Annotated in this window: 19 protein-coding genes; 4 read left to right on the forward strand and 15 right to left on the reverse strand. The window is 55.1% G+C overall.

All coding sequences use genetic code 11. The annotated features are described in order from the left end of the window. Positions 1–11: 11 nt before the first annotated feature. From pdxH to pdxY, 3 genes are all read left to right on the forward strand, one after another. Positions 12–668 (forward strand): pyridoxamine 5'-phosphate oxidase, encoded by a 657-nt coding sequence (pdxH, locus tag BFV65_RS09050; protein WP_063841782.1) that lies wholly within the window; start codon positions 12–14, stop codon positions 666–668. A gap of 125 nt (positions 669–793) precedes the next feature. Beyond that, on the forward strand, positions 794–2,068 hold the full coding sequence (gene tyrS / locus BFV65_RS09055; RefSeq protein WP_038415949.1) for a tyrosine--tRNA ligase: 1,275 nt from the start codon (positions 794–796) through the stop codon (positions 2,066–2,068). Positions 2,069–2,134: 66 nt separating this feature from the next. Then, on the forward strand, positions 2,135–2,995 hold the full coding sequence (gene pdxY / locus BFV65_RS09060) for a pyridoxal kinase PdxY (protein ID WP_022647914.1): 861 nt from the start codon (positions 2,135–2,137) through the stop codon (positions 2,993–2,995). 60 nt (positions 2,996–3,055) lie between these two features. Here pdxY and gstA read toward each other — a convergent pair whose 3' ends face one another. From gstA to blr, 12 genes are all read right to left on the reverse strand, one after another. Beyond that, on the reverse strand, positions 3,056–3,661 hold the full coding sequence (gene gstA / locus BFV65_RS09065; protein WP_023299960.1) for a glutathione transferase GstA: 606 nt from the start codon (positions 3,659–3,661) through the stop codon (positions 3,056–3,058). A gap of 105 nt (positions 3,662–3,766) precedes the next feature. Continuing rightward, the gene (gene dtpA / locus BFV65_RS09070; RefSeq protein ID WP_023299961.1) at positions 3,767–5,275 is read right to left on the reverse strand and encodes a dipeptide/tripeptide permease DtpA; all 1,509 of its coding nucleotides are present in this window, start codon (positions 5,273–5,275) and stop codon (positions 3,767–3,769) included. Between the two features lie 608 nt (positions 5,276–5,883). Then, positions 5,884–6,519, reverse strand: a complete 636-nt coding sequence (nth, locus tag BFV65_RS09075; protein ID WP_015570668.1) for an endonuclease III — start codon at positions 6,517–6,519, stop codon at positions 5,884–5,886. Beyond that, complete coding sequence (locus BFV65_RS09080; protein WP_003857592.1) at positions 6,516–7,202, reverse strand: electron transport complex subunit E; 687 nt, start codon at positions 7,200–7,202, stop codon at positions 6,516–6,518. Before BFV65_RS09080 ends, nth begins: the two co-directional genes overlap by 4 nt. Positions 7,203–7,204: 2 nt before the next feature. Then, positions 7,205–7,825 (reverse strand): electron transport complex subunit RsxG, encoded by a 621-nt coding sequence (rsxG, locus tag BFV65_RS09085; protein WP_022647917.1) that lies wholly within the window; start codon positions 7,823–7,825, stop codon positions 7,205–7,207. A gap of 10 nt (positions 7,826–7,835) precedes the next feature. Next, on the reverse strand, positions 7,836–8,888 hold the full coding sequence (rsxD, locus tag BFV65_RS09090; protein WP_022647918.1) for an electron transport complex subunit RsxD: 1,053 nt from the start codon (positions 8,886–8,888) through the stop codon (positions 7,836–7,838). Beyond that, positions 8,889–10,910, reverse strand: coding sequence for an electron transport complex subunit RsxC (gene rsxC / locus BFV65_RS09095; RefSeq protein WP_023306013.1), 2,022 nt, complete (start codon positions 10,908–10,910; stop codon positions 8,889–8,891). It lies immediately after the preceding gene. Further along, positions 10,903–11,481 carry an electron transport complex subunit RsxB gene (gene rsxB / locus BFV65_RS09100; protein ID WP_023306014.1) on the reverse strand — a complete coding sequence of 193 codons (579 nt, stop codon included), beginning with the start codon at positions 11,479–11,481 and terminating at the stop codon, positions 10,903–10,905. The genes rsxC and rsxB overlap by 8 nt, the downstream gene beginning before the upstream one ends. Beyond that, positions 11,481–12,062, reverse strand: coding sequence for an electron transport complex subunit RsxA (rsxA, locus tag BFV65_RS09105; RefSeq protein WP_057059814.1), 582 nt, complete (start codon positions 12,060–12,062; stop codon positions 11,481–11,483). Before rsxA ends, rsxB begins: the two co-directional genes overlap by 1 nt. A gap of 76 nt (positions 12,063–12,138) precedes the next feature. Continuing rightward, positions 12,139–12,579, reverse strand: coding sequence for a DUF2569 domain-containing protein (locus BFV65_RS09110; protein WP_015570663.1), 441 nt, complete (start codon positions 12,577–12,579; stop codon positions 12,139–12,141). Between the two features lie 85 nt (positions 12,580–12,664). After that, a complete protein-coding gene (gene ydgT / locus BFV65_RS09115) occupies positions 12,665–12,880 on the reverse strand; it encodes a transcription modulator YdgT (RefSeq protein WP_000217941.1) in 216 nt (71 codons plus the stop codon). A gap of 229 nt (positions 12,881–13,109) precedes the next feature. Then, positions 13,110–13,235 (reverse strand): division septum protein Blr, encoded by a 126-nt coding sequence (gene blr / locus BFV65_RS09120; protein WP_151884424.1) that lies wholly within the window; start codon positions 13,233–13,235, stop codon positions 13,110–13,112. Positions 13,236–13,474: 239 nt separating this feature from the next. Between blr and BFV65_RS09125 the strand changes: the two genes are divergently transcribed. Next, on the forward strand, positions 13,475–14,515 hold the full coding sequence (locus BFV65_RS09125; RefSeq protein WP_023306015.1) for an oxidoreductase: 1,041 nt from the start codon (positions 13,475–13,477) through the stop codon (positions 14,513–14,515). Between the two features lie 56 nt (positions 14,516–14,571). Here BFV65_RS09125 and add read toward each other — a convergent pair whose 3' ends face one another. The 3 genes from add to malX form a co-directional block, all read right to left on the reverse strand. Continuing rightward, entirely contained in the window at positions 14,572–15,570 is a 999-nt protein-coding gene (gene add / locus BFV65_RS09130) for an adenosine deaminase (RefSeq protein WP_022647922.1), read from the reverse strand. A 96-nt stretch (positions 15,571–15,666) separates the two neighbouring features. Further along, positions 15,667–16,839 carry a MalY/PatB family protein gene (locus BFV65_RS09135; RefSeq protein WP_069596494.1) on the reverse strand — a complete coding sequence of 391 codons (1,173 nt, stop codon included), beginning with the start codon at positions 16,837–16,839 and terminating at the stop codon, positions 15,667–15,669. 49 nt (positions 16,840–16,888) lie between these two features. Then, a complete protein-coding gene (gene malX / locus BFV65_RS09140; protein ID WP_023299967.1) occupies positions 16,889–18,481 on the reverse strand; it encodes a maltose/glucose-specific PTS transporter subunit IIBC in 1,593 nt (530 codons plus the stop codon). Positions 18,482–18,491: the final 10 nt, after the last annotated feature.

Below are 18,491 nucleotides of genomic sequence, written 5' to 3' on the forward strand. Positions count from 1 at the left end.
CAGCTAACGCCATGTCAGATAACGCCGAACTACAGCAAATTGCGCATCTGCGCCGTGAATACACCAAAGGCGGTCTGCGCCGCCAGGATCTTCCCGCCGAACCGCTGGTGCTTTTTGAACGCTGGCTGAAACAGGCCTGCGAAGCGAAACTGGCCGACCCGACGGCGATGGTCGTTGCCACGGTTGATGAAAACGGTCAGCCGTATCAACGCATCGTTCTTCTTAAGCATTATGACGAGAAAGGGCTGGTGTTCTACACCAACCTTGGTAGTCGTAAAGCGCATCACCTGGAAAATAATCCGCGTATTAGCCTGCTCTTCCCGTGGCATATGCTTGAGCGCCAGGTGATGGTTACCGGCAAGGCAGAGCGCCTCTCTACGCTCGAAGTGGTGAAATATTTCCACAGCCGACCGCGCGACAGTCAGATTGGCGCCTGGGTTTCTAAACAGTCCAGCCGAATCTCGGCCCGCGGCGTACTTGAAAGTAAATTCCTCGAACTCAAACAGAAGTTTCAGCAGGGTGAAGTGCCGCTGCCGAGTTTCTGGGGCGGGTTCCGCATCCCCATTGAGCAGATGGAATTCTGGCAGGGCGGTGAGCACCGCCTGCACGATCGCTTTTTATACCAGCGCGACAACGGTGGCTGGAAAATAGACCGACTGGCACCGTAATCCCCAAAATTTGTTGATTTAAGCGCTAGCGCACACCGCGCTGGCGCTTTATTCTATGGTCCTTTCGCATCAGGCGAAAAGTCGTGTACCGGCAAAGGTGCAGTCGTTTATACATGGAGAATTTGATGGCAAGCAGTAACTTGATTAAACAATTGCAAGAGCGGGGCCTGGTGGCCCAGGTGACGGACGAGGAAGCGTTAGCAGAGCGACTGGCGCAAGGCCCGATCGCGCTCTATTGCGGCTTCGATCCCACCGCTGACAGCTTGCATTTGGGGCATCTTGTTCCATTGTTATGCCTGAAACGCTTCCAGATGGCGGGTCATAAGCCTGTTGCCCTGGTTGGCGGTGCGACTGGTCTGATTGGCGACCCAAGTTTCAAAGCCGCTGAGCGTAAGCTGAATACCGAAGACACCGTGCAGGAGTGGGTGGATAAGATCCGTAAACAGGTTGCACCGTTCCTGGATTTCAACTGTGGTGACAACGCTGCGATTGCGGCGAACAACTACGACTGGTTTGGTGGCATGAACGTGCTGACGTTCCTGCGTGACATCGGTAAACACTTCTCTGTTAACCAGATGATTAACAAAGAAGCGGTCAAGCAGCGTCTTAACCGTGACGATCAGGGTATCTCTTTCACCGAGTTCTCCTACAACCTGTTGCAGGGGTATGACTTCGCCTGCCTGAACAAGCTGCACGGCGTGTCGCTGCAAATTGGCGGTTCTGATCAGTGGGGTAACATCACCTCCGGTATCGATCTGACCCGTCGCCTTCACCAGAATCAGGTGTTTGGTCTGACCGTGCCGCTGATCACCAAAGCAGACGGTACCAAGTTTGGTAAAACCGAAGGCGGCGCAGTATGGCTTGATCCGAAGAAAACCAGCCCGTACAAATTCTACCAGTTCTGGATCAACACGGCGGATGCCGATGTTTATCGCTTCCTGAAATTCTTCACCTTTATGGATATCGAAGAAATCAATGCGCTGGAAGAAGAAGACAAGAACAGCGGTAAAGCACCGCGCGCCCAGTATGTGCTGGCCGACGAAGTGACTAAACTGGTTCATGGTGAAGAAGGTCTGGCAGCGGCGAAACGCATTACGGCGAGCCTGTTCAACGGGACCCTGAGCGATTTAAGCGAAGAGGATTTCGAACAGCTTGCTCAGGATGGCGTGCCGATGGTGGAGATGGAAAAAGGCGCCGATCTGATGCAGGCGCTGGTGGACTCCGAGCTCCAGCCGTCTCGCGGTCAGGCGCGTAAAACCATCGCCTCTAACGCGATCACCATTAATGGCGAAAAACAGGCCGATCCGGAATACACCTTTACCGAGAACGACCGTCTCTATGGTCGCTACACGCTGCTGCGTCGCGGTAAGAAAAATTACTGTCTGGTCTGCTGGAAGTAATTAAAAGTACGCAGGGGCGTGGGAAACCACGCCCCTTTTGTTTTGACAGGGTTTGGTAAGTACAACATGAAGAACATCCTCGCCATTCAGTCCCACGTTGTTTTTGGACATGCTGGCAACAGCGCTGCGGAATTCCCGATGCGCCGCCTCGGGGCCAACGTCTGGCCCCTCAATACCGTCCAGTTCTCGAATCACACCCAGTACGGTAAATGGACCGGTTGCGTGATGCCGCCTTCGCATCTGACGGAGATCGTTCAGGGGATTGCGGATATCGACCAGCTTAAACGCTGCGATGCCGTACTGAGCGGTTATCTGGGTTCGGCGGAGCAGGGGGAACATATCCTCGGCATTGTGCGCCAGGTGAAAGCGGCAAACCCCGCGGCGAAATATTTCTGCGATCCGGTGATGGGACATCCGGAAAAAGGCTGCATCGTCGCGCCGGGCGTTGCGGAGTTTCATGTCCGTCATGCATTGCCTGCCAGCGATATTATTGCGCCCAACCTGATTGAACTTGAGATCCTGTGCGAGCATCCAGTCAACAGCGTAGAAGAGGCTGTACGCGCCTCTCGCGAGCTCATCGCCCAGGGGCCAGAGATTGTGCTGGTTAAGCACCTGGCACGCGCAGGGTTGAGCCAGGACCGTTTTGAAATGCTGTTGGTGACGAAGGATGAAGCCTGGCACATCAGTCGACCGCTGGTGGATTTCGGTACACGTCAGCCTGTCGGGGTTGGGGATGTGACCAGCGGTTTGCTGCTGGTGAAGCTATTGCAGGGCGCAAGCCTGCGCGATGCGCTGGAGCACGTAACCGCAGCCGTTTATGAAATCATGATTGCGACGAAGACGATGCAGGAATATGAGCTCCAGGTGGTCGCGGCGCAGGATCGCATCGCGAAGCCCGAGCATTATTTCAGCGCAACCCAATTGTAAGAGCAGGGATAGTGTAGGCCGGGTAAGCGCAGCGCCACCCGGCAATACAGCGCGCTCGGATTAATTCAACCCTTCTGCCTTCAGCGCCGCTGCAACCGCAGGGCGTGCCGCTACGCGTTCCATATACGACGCAATATGATCTAATCCTTCCAGGTTCAGCTTCACCGCGCGCGCCCAGCGCAGAACGGTAAACAGATACGCATCAGCAATGGTGAAACGCGCACCGCAGATCCACTGATCGTCTTTCAGTGATTCATTAATGTACTGCATCTTTTTCTCAAGTAACGCACGTACGGTCGGTTTGTACTCTTCCGGAGTATCCGGGCGGAACAGCGGCGTAAAGCCTTTGTGCAACTCGGTCGCGATGTAGTTAAGCCACTCAAGGGTTTTATAGCGAGAGATACTGCCTGTTGGTGCCAGCAGCTGACGATCAGGCACGTTGTCGGCCAGGTACTGCATTATCGCCACGCCTTCGGTCAGCAGCGTACCATCATCCAGCAGCAGGGCCGGAACCTGCCCTTTTGGGTTAATCGCAAAAAAGTCATCCCCGTTTTCCAGGCGCTTTTTCATCAGGTCAACGCCGTCCAGCGTGAAATCCTTACCGCTCTCGCGAAGGGTGATATGCGAAGCAAGAGAGCAGGCGCCCGGTTTATAGAACAGTTTCATCGGTAACTCCTTTTTGCTGAGGTTCCCGCTATGTTAGTGCGCGTTCAGATAAAAAAAAAGCCGCTAATCAATTAGCGGCTTCTGTTCAGTCGTTTCCCGATGACATTACGCGTTCGCGGTGTTGGTCGCTTTAGCGGATTTGTCGTCGTCCTGCGTCATACGATTGAGTTTTGGTGCGGTGAGCAGCATCAGCACGGCAATTACGGCTGTCGCGATACCAATTTGCATGAACACGGTGCCGTAGACGTTCAGGGAGACCAGCGGGTCGGTAACGTTGTCCGGTACCGCCATCAGGTTCGCAATCTTACCTGCAATGATGGCTGCGCCAGCGGTCGTCAGGAACCAGCTACCCATGATGAAGCCCATCAGACGCTGAGGGACCAGCTGTGCAACCATCGCCAGGCCCAGACCGGAGATCATCAGTTCACCGATGGATTGCAGCGCATAGCTCAGGATCAGCCAGTTAACAGACACGATACCCGCGTCGGTCGCGAATTTCGTCCCCAGCGGCAGCACCAGGAATGCGCCAGAGCACAGCACCATACCGATAGCGAACTTGTGCGGCATCGGCAGACGGTCGCCCATCTTGTTATAGATAGCGGCCAGAATCGGGCTACCAATCATGATCCAGAACGGGTTCAGTGCCTGGTACTGCTCCGGCTCGAACGCGATACCCAGGATGGAGTGCTCAACGTTGCGGATTGCGAAGAAGTTCAGGGACGTTGGCATCTGGCTGTACAGGACGAAGAAGATAATCGCTTCCAGCATCAGGATGAACGCCACAATCATCTTACGACGTGCGGCACCCTGCATCGCGAAGGCTTCTTTAGCGAAGATAATCACGATACCCAGCGCAACCACGGCCAGTACGGCACGTGCAATACCCTGGTTGTGCAGCAGCCAGGTAGCGACAGCGGCCAGGATCACAATGCCGACGATGGTTGCCAGCAGTTTGCCCATATGCACGGGTTCGAAGTCTGGTTTAGAACCATAATCTTTAACCCAGCTGCGGCAGAACAGGAAGTTCACAACGGTGATCAACATACCCACGAAGCTCAGCGCAAACGCTACGCTCCAGCCGAATTTCGCGGCCAGCCATGGAGTTGCCAGCATAGAGAAGAATGAACCGATGTTGATGGACATGTAGTACATGGTAAATGCACCGTCCAGACGCGGATCATCTTTGTTGTAGCAGGTAGAAAGCAGGGAGGAAGGGTTAGCCTTAAAGAGGCCGTTACCTACCGCGATGGTAGCCATGCCCATGTATACCACGCCCGCATCGTGCCCGGACCATGCAACCAGACCATAGCCAATCGCCAGAACAACGGCGCCCAGCATAATGACACGTTTCGTACCGAGAACTTTATCGCCTAACCAGCCGCCGATGGCGACCAGGCCATAGACCAGAGCGCTGAAGGACGAGAACAGCGTGATGGAATCGGCTTCGGACATACCCAGTTGCTTAACCAGGTAAACGGCCATAATCCCTTGCAGGCCGTAGTAGCCAAAACGCTCCCACAATTCGATAGAGAAAATGAGATAGAACGCTTTAGGCTGTTTGAAAGCGTTAAGACTTACGCTCTCATCTGTTGGTTTATTGTTTGCAGTAGACACATATACCTCTTTTTTTACATCCCATATTAACGGGGGTGTTCATAGCGTGATGACCGCAGTCCATCCGCTTTATAGTTATATTGGGAGGGGAAACGGCGGGTAATGTTCACTATCCAGCCCCATCTGGCAATACGTTTGTAATAATCTGTTACATTTAACTGTGGCGGTATAATCATCGGTTCACGCAAATGTTATGCAGCGTTAAATTTCATCCGTTGAGAATTGGTGGTTTTTTTCACTGTAAATGACCCTGATGAATGGCTGTATGGCGATATGTTCTGCTATTTTGGGTGAAAGGCAGTGATATAGCCCATATTCTGAAAAATGACTGGTCTTATATGCGGTGAGTAAAGGATGAAATCTTGTCTGGCAAAGGCGTGGAGAGGCTTTTAACAACAAAAATCCAACATCAAGTTATCAGAGTGATCGCGATCACAGATGTATAGAAATTTTTGGTGATGAAAAAACTATTAACCTGTTTGAGTGTTAAATATCCGCAGAATCGACAACACTTTATGGACAATGAGAGGGAAAATTACGGCCAAGGGAGAAGATATCAGAGCCCTTGTTTAATCTAAGGGCTTGAACAGTAACAAGTGGATGTACCTTCAGGGATAGACTTTTTCTTTGTATTCACAGAGATCTTCGATAATGCAGGAGCCGCAGCGTGGCTTACGTGCAATACAGGTATAGCGCCCGTGAAGGATTAGCCAGTGATGGCAATCCACCTTAAATTCCGCAGGGACCACTTTTAATAGCTTTTCTTCCACCTCTTCCACGTTTTTACCCGGCGCGAACCGGGTGCGATTAGAAACGCGGAAGATGTGAGTGTCCACGGCGATCGTCGGCCAGCCAAACGCCGTGTTGAGCACGACATTTGCCGTTTTACGCCCGACGCCTGGCAACGCTTCCAGCGCTGCGCGATCTTCCGGGACTTCACCGCCGTGCTGCTCAAGCAGGATCCGGCAGGTCTTAATGACGTTTTCGGCCTTACTGTTAAACAGGCCGATGGTCTTGATATAGGATTTTACCCCTTCAACCCCCAGCTCCAGCATAGCCTGCGGCGTATTGGCGACAGGGTAGAGCAGGGCCGTGGCTTTGTTGACGCTCACGTCAGTGGCTTGCGCAGAGAGCAGCACCGCGATCAACAGTTCAAACGGCGAGTTAAAATTCAGCTCTGTCGTTGGATGAGGATTCTCATCGCGCAGGCGCGTCAGGATCGCAATGCGTTTCTCTTTATTCATACTGCTTTCTCGGGGATCCCTTCCTGTACGCTGCGTTCAGCGGCGCGGCGTTTACGTTTTTCATCAATCAGGTATTTTAACGCCAGCATCATCCCAAGGCCAATGAAGGCGCCTGGCGGTAGCATGGCCAGCAGGAATGGGGTGTCCGTATGGAACACCTCGATACGCAGCGATTTCGCCCAGCCGCCAAGCAGCGCGTCCGCACCGTCGAAGAGCGTACCGTTGCCCAGAATTTCACGCAGAGAGCCGAGGACGAACATGGCGGCAGTCGCGCCCATGCCGATGGAAAACCCATCCAGCGCGGAAATTGCCGGGTTGTTTTTCACCGCGAAGGCTTCAGCGCGTCCCACGACAATACAGTTAGTCACGATAAGCGGAATGAAGATCCCGAGCGACTGGTACAGGCCAAATGCGTAGGCGTTAATTAGCATTTGCACGACGCTGACCACCGATGCAATGATCATGACATAAATCGGAATACGGATTTCCGATGGCGTCCAGCGGCGCAAAACAGAAATGGAGAAGTTGGTCAGGGTCAGCACCAGCGTGGTCGCCAGCCCCAGCCCGAGCGCGTTGGTGGCGGTAGACGTCACCGCCAGCAGCGGGCACAATCCCAACAGCTGTACCAATGCCGAGTTGTTCTTCCAGAGTCCCTGGACGATAACCTCTTTAACCTGGCTCATGGTCACTCCTCACAGGCGGAAAGATGATTGATCTGCGCGGGCAGCGTTTCGGCATACAGACCGGCGCGTTTGACGGCGTTGACGACCGCGCGGGGCGTAATCGTGGCGCCCGTGAACTGGTCAAACTCACCGCCATCTTTTTTCACCGCGAAAGCAGGATCGTCCTCGCCATGAATCATCTTACCGGCAAAGTGTAAAATCCAGTCGCTCAGGCGTGTTTCAATTTTGTCGCCAAGGCCCGGCGTTTCGTGATGTTCCGTCACGCGCGTACCCAGCACGGTGCCGGAAAAATCGCTGCCTACCAGCAGCTGAATTGCGCCAGAGTAACCGTCCGGCGCGGTGGCTTCCATGATGGCACCCACCGGGTTCTCGCCCTTACGGGCAATATAAACGCGGTGGCTTCCTTTACCGAGCTGCGGGGCCTGCACGACAAAGCAGCTTTTTTGCAGGTTATTATCATAGAAGTCTGATGGGATCACCTGATCGAACAACGCCTTTTGCTGCTTCATTGCCTGCTCTTCAATGGTGCTTTTCGTCAGTTCATTTACCAGCGCAGTCAGCCCGGTGAGGGCGGCGGCGAAGATCGCCAGCGTGACGCCGTGTTTTTGCATAGTCTTTAGCATGGCGTAACCCTTAGCGATGACCGTACACGCGTGGACGCGTGTAGTAGTCGATGAGCGGAACGGTGATGTTAGCCAGCAGTACGGCAAATGCCACGCCGTCCGGATAGCCACCAAAGCTGCGAATAAGCCAGACCAGCAAGCCCGCCAGCGCGCCGAAAATCAGACGACCTCGGTTGGTGGTAGAGGCGGTGACCGGATCGGTCAGAATAAAGAATGCCCCGAGCATGGTCGCGCCGGAGAGCAGATGGAGCTGCGGGCTGGCCAGTGACTCAGGTGAGATGACCCAGCCGAGCGTTGAACAGACGGCCAGCGTCACCAGGAAGCTCACTGGAATATGCCAGCGGATCGCTTTTTGTTGCAGCAGGAAGGCACCGCCCAACAGGTAGGCCAGATTGACCCACTGCCAGCCCGCACCCGCCAGTACGCCGCTGTAAATAGACGATTTCATCACCTGCTCGACGCTGTGGCCGGCACGCAGGGAGGTTTTGAAGGTATCGAGCGGGGTGGCCTGGCTGATGCCATCCACGCCCATGCGAAGCGCGTTCATATCCGCGCCCATCGCGGTGTGGCCAGTAAAGATAACGTTCAGGGCATCCATAAAGCCGGGCACCGTGGCGGCGATCTCATGCGGCGGCAGCCAGCTGGTCATCTGTACCGGGAAGGAGATCAGTAGCACCACGTAACCAATCATTGCCGGGTTAAACGGGTTATGGCCCAGCCCACCGTACAGCTGCTTGGCGATGATCACCGCAAATACCGTTCCCAATACTACCATCCACCACGGGGCGAACGGGGGAATGCTGATGGCAAGCAACAGGCCGGTCAACAGGGCGGAGTTATCGCTCAGGATGCGAGTCACCTCCATTTTGCGCAGCTTCAGGATCGCTGCTTCCGCTGCGACGGCACTGGCGCAACCCAGAACTAACTGGAAAAGCGTACCCCAGCCGAAAAACCAACACTGTACGGCAATACCTGGCAACGCGGCCAGGCACACCAGCATCATAATACGCGATGTCTGGCGCTGGTTATGGGTGTAAGGGGAACTTGCAATTCTGAAAACCATTTAATCCTCGTTAACGGCTTGCTGCGCGGCTTTCTTTGCCTGAACACGCGCAATCGCGGCGGCGACTGCGGCTTTGCGTGGATCGTCGTTGGCGGCCGCAGGCCGTTCGTCCTGCTGTGCCGCTTTTCGTGCTTTGGCACGGGCGATGGCCGCTTCAACGGCGGCTTTACGTGGGTCGACAGGCGCTTCACTCTCTTCGGCAGGCTGAAGCTGTGCCGCTTTACGTGCTTTGGCGCGGGCGATAGCGGCTTCAACGGCCGCCTTGCGCGGATCGGTCGCTTCCTGTTCAACCACCACTGTCTGCTGACCGGCTTTACGGGCTTTTGCCCTGGCGATAGCCGCTTCCACCGCCGCTTTACGCGGGTCTGTGTCGGCTTCCGGTTTGGCGTTTTGCGCCTTCTCCGCCTGACGTGCGCGCGCTTCGGCTTTACGCGCTTCGCGGGCGGCAATCGCTTCGCTATTGTCCGGCTTTTGGCCAGACACGATCGCCACCGGCTGAGCGGCAGTCGCGTTCTTCTCCCGCACACGGGCGAGGGCAGCGTTAATCGCATCCTGATCTTTCGCCGCAGGCTGCACGGCAGCCTGCTTATGGCGTTCCTGACGGGCTTGTTTCTCGCGCTCCAGTCGCGCCTGGCGCGCTTCGAAGCGAGCCTTCGCTTCAGCGGCACGTTTTTCTTCCATGGAGATAGCGTAGATTTCGGCTTTCTCCTGACGGAAGTACTGCACCAGCGGAATATTGCTTGGGCAGACCCAGGCACAGGCACCGCATTCAATACAGTCAGCCAGGTTATGCGCCTGGGCTTTATCGTGCAGCTGGCCTTTGCTGTACCAGTACAACTGCTGCGGCAGCAAGTCTGCCGGACACGCATCCGCGCAGGCGCTACAGCGTATACAACCTTTCTCTTCCTGCGTTTCGCCCATCTCCGTTGGGGAAGGGGCGAGCAGGCAGTTGGTAATCTTCACCACTGGCACATCCAGCCACGGCAGGGTAAAGCCCATCAGCGGGCCGCCCATAATGACCATCTGCTCGCTCCCCGGGCAGAAGCCAGCCTGTTCCAGCAGATGATGCACCGGCGTACCCAGACGCGCCCAGACGTTGCCGGGACGGGAGACGGACTCGCCGGTCAGCGTGACGACGCGTTCGGTCAATGGCTCTCCGTCAATCACCGCACGTTTCACCGCGTAGGCAGTACCCACGTTTTGCATCAGCACGCCGATATCGGACGAACGGCCCCCGTGGGGAACCTGTTTTCCGGTCAGGATCTGCGTCAGCTGCTTCGCCCCGCCGGATGGGTATTTGGTCGGGATCACGCGCAGGGCGATATCATGGCTGTCCGCCAGTACCGCACGTAGCATCGAAATGGCCTGCGGTTTGTTGTCCTCAATACCGATCAGCACTTCGCGGGGTTGCAGGATATGCGCAAGAATGCGAATACCTTCCACCACCTGCGCGGCACAGTCCTGCATCAGACGATCATCGGCGGTGATGTACGGTTCGCACTCGGCGGCGTTAATAATCAGCGTTTCGATTTTATCGCCGCCGCCGTGAAGCTTGGCGCCGGTCGGGAAGCCAGCGCCTCCAAGACCTGCTACGCCAAACTGATGAATGCGTTCAATCAGCGCTTCACGGCTGCGGGAACGGTAGTCGCTCCAGCCGTCACGATCGATCCAGAGATCTTCCCCGTCGGCTTCAATGATGACGCTCAGCTCAGACAACGCCGAGGGATGGGCAACGGTATGGGGGGCAACAGCCACCACCTTGCCCGAAGTCGGGGCATGTATCGGCAACATACGTCCACGACCAAAGGTCAGCGGCTGGCCGCGAAGGACGGTATCGCCTTCTTTCACGCACAGCTCGCCTTCCGCGCCGATGTGCTGTTTCAATGGCATCACGTAGCGGGTCGCCAGCGGAATTTGACGCAGCGGCGTACCGTTTGACTGGGTTTTCATTTCCGGGGGATGGATACCGCCGTCGAAGTCCCAGATCTTCTCTTTTCTGAAAGCAGAAAATAACTTAAGCATGTTGTTCCACAGGAATATTGCGAACCGGAATGGTCTGAAGATTCCATTTCCAGCTTTCGGTCGTCGTTTCAACCGGGCGGAGTTCTATACACTGCGTCGGGCAGGGGGCCACGCAGAGGTTACAACCGGTGCACAGGTCCGCCACAACGGTGTGCATGGCGCGGGTTGCGCCTACAATGGCGTCGACAGGGCACGCCTGAATACATTTGGTGCAGCCGATGCAGTTGGCTTCGTCGATAACAGCAAGGGCACGAACGGGCTCCTGCGCCTGTTCATCGCCGTCGACAGGCTGCGGATCGACATTCAGCAGGGCAGCTATTTTAAGCATGACCGCTTCGCCACCCGGCGCGCAGCGGTTGATCTTTTCTCCCTGCACGCCCACCGCCTCAGCGTAAGGACGGCAGCCAGGGTAGCCGCACTGCCCACACTGGCTCTGCGGCAAAAGCTCATCAATTTTTTCAACCACCGGATCGTCCTCTACCGCAAACCGGCGGGAGGCATAACCCAGAATGATGCCAAAGACGAGTCCCAGTACGCTGATGGACGCGATGGCAATCCAGATAGCACTCATTACAACTTCACCAGACCACTAAAGCCCATAAAGGCCAGAGACATTAAACCTGCGGTCACCAGAGCGATGGCGTTACCGCGAAACGGCGTGGGAATATCCGCCGCTGCCAGACGCTCGCGAATCGACGCGAACAGGACCATAACAAAAGAGAAACCGACCGCCGCGGAAAAACCGTACAGCGCCGACTGCATGAAATTATGCCCAAGGTTGATGTTGAGCAGCGCCACGCCCAGCACAGCACAGTTGGTGGTGATGAGAGGCAGAAAAATACCCAACAGGCGATACAGGGCAGGGCTGGTTTTACGCACTACCATTTCGGTAAATTGCACCACCACCGCAATGACCAGAATAAAGGACAAGGTGCGCAGGTAGAGCATGTCCAGCGGGATCAGGATCCAGGTATCAATCAGCCATGCGCAAATGGAGGCCATCGTCATCACGAAGGTGGTGGCCAGCCCCATGCCCATTGCCGTCTCCAGCTTTTTGGAGACCCCCATAAACGGGCACAGGCCAAGGAACTTCACCAGTACGAAGTTATTAACCAGCACAGTTCCGACAAAGAGCAGTAAGTAATCGGTCATTATTTAGCCTGAAATAAAAGAGCCGCCTATTATCGGATAAACGACAACAGGCCACAACAGGTTAACTGTAAGGTTATTACGGGTTAACGAAGGTCTTCTTAACGCGCGTCGACCGCTTGAAATAGGGCACCAGAAGCGCCGTCGCAAGCAACGGAAATAGTAGCTGGCGAACCGCCAGTGCATCAGAAACTGGCGAAAAAGCGAACGCTTTGACGGCAAGCAGCACGGAGACCAGCAGCCAGATAATGTAATGTTTCGGCACGCTTTTGCGGCGTTTGAAGAAGGCGATGGTCAGCCAAAGCGTGTAGTACCACATCGCGATTGCGAAAACGAACGACACAAACCACGTCGCAATATTGAGCGCACTCTGAGACATCAGTGTCTGGATAGCATGAGGAGTAACCAGTGCAGTGGTGTAAAGCAACAGCGCCAGCGAAGCGCTTAATAAAGCCACCAGCAGCCATGCCAGCGGGGCGATTAACCAGCCCCCAATTCTCTCTCCAGGCAATGCGGTCATACGCTCTCCCATAGTCTGCGCGAAATGTTATACAGAAATTTGCAGGGCGGAGAGTATATAACATTTCACGCCGAAGGCTACTTTCTTATACAACGTAACGCCAGACAGATTTAGGGACTTCCCCCACGTTGAACAGACGACCGCCAGAGACGAGTTCGGCGCGACGATGGTCAGCCGCGCGGTACATATTGATGATGTCCTGATTATCCGACAGCGTGTAGTTCAGATGGTCAAACAGTTTTTCCAGGCTTTCGAGGGAATTGATCTTGCGAAATTTTAATAAATAGTCCTGAACTGTCATATTAATAAGTTTCCATATAAAAGGGTAATACCCATAAAGGTAATGCGTTCGAATAATAAACGGATTAATAAAGACGTAAACTGTCCACTCGGGTAACGCGACGAAATTAGGAGTTTTCTTTGCGAAGATTCAGGCATCAGCAGATGCCTGGAAGAGAAGGGTAACCCCGTTCATTACGGCTGGCAATACGTTCCATGACGTAATGTGTCACGCTTTATGACGATGCGGCTTACTTTTGTTGAGCAACAGTAACAGGCTCCGGCGGCTGGTAGTTATCGATATGGCTGGCAATGCCGAGCAACACGACTGAAACGCCAAGGACAATCCATCCCGCTAATTCAATGATTCGATTAATTATTGATGACATATTTTGTGTTTGTAATTTATCCATAAATACAGATTACAAATGTTACAGCGGCCTTTTCGACAGAGCAAGCGCTTTGGGAACGATTCCCGGGCCCCATATACACACTTTAATGCGAGGTAACAAAAAAAGCTGTCGCGAGATGCTATTTTAACTCACAGGGCACATTATTAATCTGTGCGTTAAGCACAAGGCCAGTGATAAATAAGCGCACAGCGAGGGGGCATACGATGAGTGAAAACATCCGCGTCGGTCTTATTGGCTACGGGTACGCAAGCAAAACCTTTCATGCGCCGCTGGTTGCCGGCACGCCGGGAATGGAACTGGCGGCTATCACAAGCAGCGATGAAACCAAAGTCCATGCCGACTGGCCAGCCGTGCCGGTGGTAACGGAGCCTAAGCATCTGTTTAACGATCCTAATATTGACCTTATTGTCATTCCCACCCCTAACGACACCCATTTCCCCCTGGCGAAAGCGGCGCTGGAGGCTGGCAAACATGTCGTTGTCGATAAGCCTTTTACCGTGACGTTGTCACAGGCGCGCGAGCTGGATGCGCTGGCGCGAAGCCTGGGTCGGTTATTGTCGGTCTTTCACAACCGACGCTGGGATAGTGATTTCCTGACGATCAAAGCGCTGATAAACGAAGGCACGCTCGGCGAAATTGCTTTTTTTGAGTCTCACTTCGATCGTTATCGTCCGCAGGTGCGAGATCGCTGGCGCGAGCAGGCGGGACCGGGCAGCGGCATCTGGTATGACTTAGCGCCGCATCTTCTCGATCAGGCCGTTCATCTGTTTGGTCTGCCCGTAAGCATGACGGTCGATTTAGCGCAGCTCAGGCCGGGGGCGCAGACCACCGACTATTTCCACGCCGTTTTGAGTTATCCGCAGCGGCGCATTGTGCTGCACGGGACAATGCTTGCGGCGGCGGAATCGGCCCGCTATATCCTTCACGGGGCGCGCGGCAGCTATGTGAAGTTCGGCCTGGATCCGCAGGAAGAGCGCCTCAAAAATGGCGAACGCTTACCGCAGGAGGACTGGGGCTACGACATGCGGGACGGGGTGGTGACGCGTGCGGAGGGGGAGGTACTGGTTGAAGAGACGGTGTTGACCCAGCCTGGGAACTATCCGGCGTATTACGCCGCAATTCGTGACGCGCTGAACGGTTCAGGTGAAAATCCGGTTCCGGCGAGCCAGGCAATCCAGATTATGGAGCTCATCGAGCTGGGGATCGAATCTGCCAAACATCGCGCAACGCTCTGTCTGGCATAAGTGCCAAACGCTTTCGTAGGCCGGGTAAGCGCAGCGCCACCCGGCAGTAAAGAGGACTACTGAGCAACTTTATCGCGCAGCGCCTGTTTCTCTTCAGGCGTCAGGAAGGCGATCTCCAGCCCGTTGATTTGCGCCTGACGGATCTGCTCGCGGCTCAGCCCGGCCTGCGGCGCGGCGATGTTGTATTCGTGAATAATATCCACGCCCTGAACCGCCGGATCGTCCGTGTTCAGTGAAGCCAGCACCCCGTGTTCAAGGAAGGTTTTCAGTGGGTGTTGCGCCAGCGACGCCACTGTACTGGTCTGAATATTGGAGGTCAGGCAGGATTCGATCCCAATACGTTGTTCGGCGAGGAAATCCATCAGCGCGCGATCTTCAATGGCTTTCACGCCGTGACCAATACGTTCCGCACCCAGTTCACGAATGGCCTGCCAGATGCTTTCCGGCCCCGCAGCTTCGCCCGCATGAACAGTTATATGCCATCCTGCATCACGTGCGCGGTTGAAATGAGACAGGAACAGGCTGCCCGGGAAGCCCAACTCATCACCGGCCAGGTCGATGGCGGTGATCTGGTCGCGATGCGCCAGTAACGCTTCCAGCTCCTGAAGACAGGCCGCTTCACCGAAGGTACGGCTCATAATGCCGATCAAACGCGCCTGAACGTCAAAGGTTTTGCAGCCTTCACGCACGCCTTCAATGACCGCTTCAACCACGCCCGCTACGGGGAGACTGTGGGTCATCGCCATATAGCCCGGAGAGAAACGCAGTTCGACATAGTGCAGGCCGTTGCGAGCGGCATCTTCGATGTTTTCAAAGGCGACACGGCGACAGGCATCGAGCGAGGCCAGCATCTTCACGCCCCAGTCAAGCTTGCTCAGAAAACTTACCAGATCCGGCTCGTTCGACGTCACCTGGACATGGGGGATCAGGGTTTCAAGCGTTTCGGCAGGAAGCGTTAAATTGAACTGGCGACCAAGATCGAGAATAGTTTGGGCACGAATGTTCCCGTCGAGGTGGCGGTGAATATCAGTTAAAGGCAGGCGTGTATCAATCATGGTCGCACTCTTTGCTGGTTAAAGTGCGCCATATTATAAAAACAAAACGGGGGAAAAAGCTATTTGCGCAAGGGAATATTCCGTTGCGCAAATAATTTACAGCAGAGTGTTGATGCCAGCGATAAGGCGCTGAACGCCCTGTTCAAGCTTACTACGCGGACAGCCAGCGTTCAGTCGCACATAGCCTTTTCCTTCATCCCCATAAGTATATCCCGGCATGATGGCCACTTTTTGCTGTTCAATCAGCACGTTTTGCAGCGTATTGTCATCAATACCGAGTGGGCTGAGATCAATCCAGGCCAGATAGGTGGCCTCTGGCGGTTGCCAGTTGAGTGTCGGAAATGCAGCATTCAGTTCGTCAGCAATGTAGCGCAGGTTTTCTTCGAGATAGGCCCGCAGCGCGTCCAGCCAGGGTTCGCCCTGCCGGTAAGCAGCAATGTGCGCGGTCAGCGCCAGCACGGAAGGGGAAGAGAGTCCGTCCCGACCTTTTAATGCATTCAGATAGGCGTTACGGCTGTCGTCATCGGCGATAAGCCCCCAGGCGCCCGTCAGTGCCGGAATATTGAAGCTTTTAGAACCCGAGGTCAGCAGCGCCCATTTACCGTCCGCAACCTCATTCCACGGGGTATGGCGATGCGTGCCCCATACCATGTCCATATGAATTTCGTCGCTGATTACCGCCACATCATGACGGCTGCAAAGCGTTGCAATAGTGGCCAGCTCTTCCCGCGTCCAGACTTTGCCGGTCGGATTTTGCGGGCTACACAGCAGCAGAACCGTGTTTTCCGGTTTTGCCAGCGCCGCTTCCAGCGCGGCCATATTGCCGTCCCAGCCACGCGCCGTTTTCTGCATCGGCACGGAAACAACGGTACGCTGGTTGCCTTCAATGGCTTTATAAAAGGCATCGTAAGCCGGGGTATGAACCACCACACCGTCGCCAGGCGCGGACCATATGCGGATCAGCTCCGAGACCATATAAATGACCGACGGCCCATACACTACGGTTTCGGTATCAATCTGACTGTTAAAGCGTTGCCGGAACCAGTGCGCCACGGCAGCCAGAAATTCGTCATTTTTCCAGCGGCTGTAGCCAAACACGCCGTGGTTGATGCGCTGGTGCAGCGCATCGGTAATACAGGGAGCGGTGGCGAAATCCATATCAGAGATGGTGAAGGGCAGCAGGTCGGCAGCCCCAAAACGGTCAGCGACATAATCCCACTGGGTACACCAGGTGCCGTGTCGATCCACGACGGTAGAAAAATCAAACATGACGGTGCTCCGTAAAGTAAAACCCCCTCATGACGAGGGGGGCGAGGCATCAGGCTTCGACGGTTCGCATCAGGGTTGCCAGCTCATCCTTCACTGACTGTACCTGCGGGCCAATGACGACCTGCAAATTGTGTTGATTTAACTGTACCACGCCGATAGCCCGGTTAGCTTTAAGTGCATTTGTATCCACTTTGGACATGTCCGCCACCGACAAACGCAGGCGGGTGATGCAGTTATCCAGAGAGGTAATGTTATCCGCACCGCCCAGCGCCGCCAGAATAGCCGGCGTGTTATATCCGGATTTCCCAACGGTACCGGCCACTGCCTGTTCAACGCTGGTGGCCGTATCGGTATCGCGGCCAGGCGTTTTCAGGTTAAAGCGGGTGATGGCGAAGCGGAAGATCCCGTAGTAAACCGCGAACCAGATGGCGGCCACAACCGGCACCAGATACCACTTGGTGGACAGGCCGTGCAGGATACCGAATACCACGAAGTCAATCACGTTACCGTCAGTGTTACCGATGGTTACACCGAGCACAGCCATCACGGTGAAGCCCAGGCCTGTCAGTACGGCGTGGATGAGGTATAACACCGGTGCCACGAACAGGAACAGGAACTCGATAGGTTCTGTCGTACCGCCCACCACGCAGGCAATAACGCCGGAGATCAGCAGGCCTTTAATTTTATGACGATTTTCCGGGCGGGCGCAGTGGTACATCGCCAGCGCAGCGCCCGGCAGGCCGCCGAGGAAGGCAGGCATTTTCCCCTGAGAGAGGAAACGCGTCGCACTTTCAGAGAAGCCGTGCGTGGTCGGGCAGCTCAGCTGGGCCTGGAAGATGGTCAGCGCGCCGCTAACGGAATGACCGCAAACGTCCATAGTGCCGCCTGCTTCAGTAAAACGGATCAGGGCAACCAGGATGTGCTGTAAACCAAATGGCAGCAGCAGACGTTCACCCGTACCGAAAATCATCGGGCCGAAATCACCCGCGCCGTTGATAATGCGGCCAATACCGGTGATCCCCATGGCAAAAACCGGCCATATCAGAGGGATGATCAGACCAAACAGACCCATCACAACCAGCGTAATGATTGGCACAAAGCGGGTGCCGCCGAAGAAGGCCAGCGCATCGGGCAGGCGGATGTTATGAAAGCGCTCGTGCAGCATCCAGATGATCACTCCCGCGATCACGGCTCCAAGGATCCCGGTATCGATGGACTGAATTCCAATCACGCTCTGAATGTTATTGGCTTTCAGTACCGCCGCGTCGGTCGTGGGCAGGATCCCTTTGGCGGTCAGCCAGAAGTTAACCGCAAGGTTCATGACCGCATAGCCAACGAAGCCCGCAAACGCCGCCACGCCTTTGTTTTCGCGCGCCAGACCCAGAGGAATGGCGATACAGAACATTACCGGCAGGAAGCTAAAGGCAAAAGAGCCGACCTTGCTCATCCAGATGAAGATCGCCTGAAGTACCGGATTTCCGAGGAAAGGGATTAGGGTAATGACGTCATGGCTGCTTAACGAGCTGCCGATCCCCAGCATGATCCCGCAAAAAGAGAGAAGCGCCACGGGCAGCATAAAGGTTTTGCCCAGTTGCTGGAAAAACTCCCACAGCGATATTTTTTGTGCTGCTTTCGTCGTCATAAAACGACTC

Source organism: Enterobacter hormaechei subsp. hoffmannii (genome assembly GCF_001729745.1).
GTDB lineage: Bacteria > Pseudomonadota > Gammaproteobacteria > Enterobacterales > Enterobacteriaceae > Enterobacter > Enterobacter intestinihominis.

Excerpts from the sequence above, each read along its gene's own strand:
- ydgT (WP_000217941.1), bottom strand. The coding sequence starts at position 12,880 with ATGACAGTTCAGGACTATTTATTAAAATTTCGCAAGATCAATTCCCTC.
- rsxB (WP_023306014.1), bottom strand. The coding sequence starts at position 11,481 with ATGAGTGCTATCTGGATTGCCATCGCGTCCATCAGCGTACTGGGACTC.
- BFV65_RS09080 (WP_003857592.1), bottom strand. The coding sequence starts at position 7,202 with ATGAGCCAGGTTAAAGAGGTTATCGTCCAGGGACTCTGGAAGAACAAC.
- nth (WP_015570668.1), bottom strand. The coding sequence starts at position 6,519 with ATGAATAAAGAGAAACGCATTGCGATCCTGACGCGCCTGCGCGATGAG.
- rsxC (WP_023306013.1), bottom strand. The coding sequence starts at position 10,910 with ATGCTTAAGTTATTTTCTGCTTTCAGAAAAGAGAAGATCTGGGACTTC.
- pdxY (WP_022647914.1), top strand. The coding sequence starts at position 2,135 with ATGAAGAACATCCTCGCCATTCAGTCCCACGTTGTTTTTGGACATGCT.
- rsxA (WP_057059814.1), bottom strand. The coding sequence starts at position 12,062 with ATGACCGATTACTTACTGCTCTTTGTCGGAACTGTGCTGGTTAATAAC.
- gstA (WP_023299960.1), bottom strand. The coding sequence starts at position 3,661 with ATGAAACTGTTCTATAAACCGGGCGCCTGCTCTCTTGCTTCGCATATC.
- BFV65_RS09125 (WP_023306015.1), top strand. The coding sequence starts at position 13,475 with ATGAGTGAAAACATCCGCGTCGGTCTTATTGGCTACGGGTACGCAAGC.
- malX (WP_023299967.1), bottom strand. The coding sequence starts at position 18,481 with ATGACGACGAAAGCAGCACAAAAAATATCGCTGTGGGAGTTTTTCCAG.
- pdxH (WP_063841782.1), top strand. The coding sequence starts at position 12 with ATGTCAGATAACGCCGAACTACAGCAAATTGCGCATCTGCGCCGTGAA.
- tyrS (WP_038415949.1), top strand. The coding sequence starts at position 794 with ATGGCAAGCAGTAACTTGATTAAACAATTGCAAGAGCGGGGCCTGGTG.
- rsxD (WP_022647918.1), bottom strand. The coding sequence starts at position 8,888 with ATGGTTTTCAGAATTGCAAGTTCCCCTTACACCCATAACCAGCGCCAG.
- rsxG (WP_022647917.1), bottom strand. The coding sequence starts at position 7,825 with ATGCTAAAGACTATGCAAAAACACGGCGTCACGCTGGCGATCTTCGCC.
- add (WP_022647922.1), bottom strand. The coding sequence starts at position 15,570 with ATGATTGATACACGCCTGCCTTTAACTGATATTCACCGCCACCTCGAC.
- BFV65_RS09110 (WP_015570663.1), bottom strand. The coding sequence starts at position 12,579 with ATGACCGCATTGCCTGGAGAGAGAATTGGGGGCTGGTTAATCGCCCCG.
- BFV65_RS09135 (WP_069596494.1), bottom strand. The coding sequence starts at position 16,839 with ATGTTTGATTTTTCTACCGTCGTGGATCGACACGGCACCTGGTGTACC.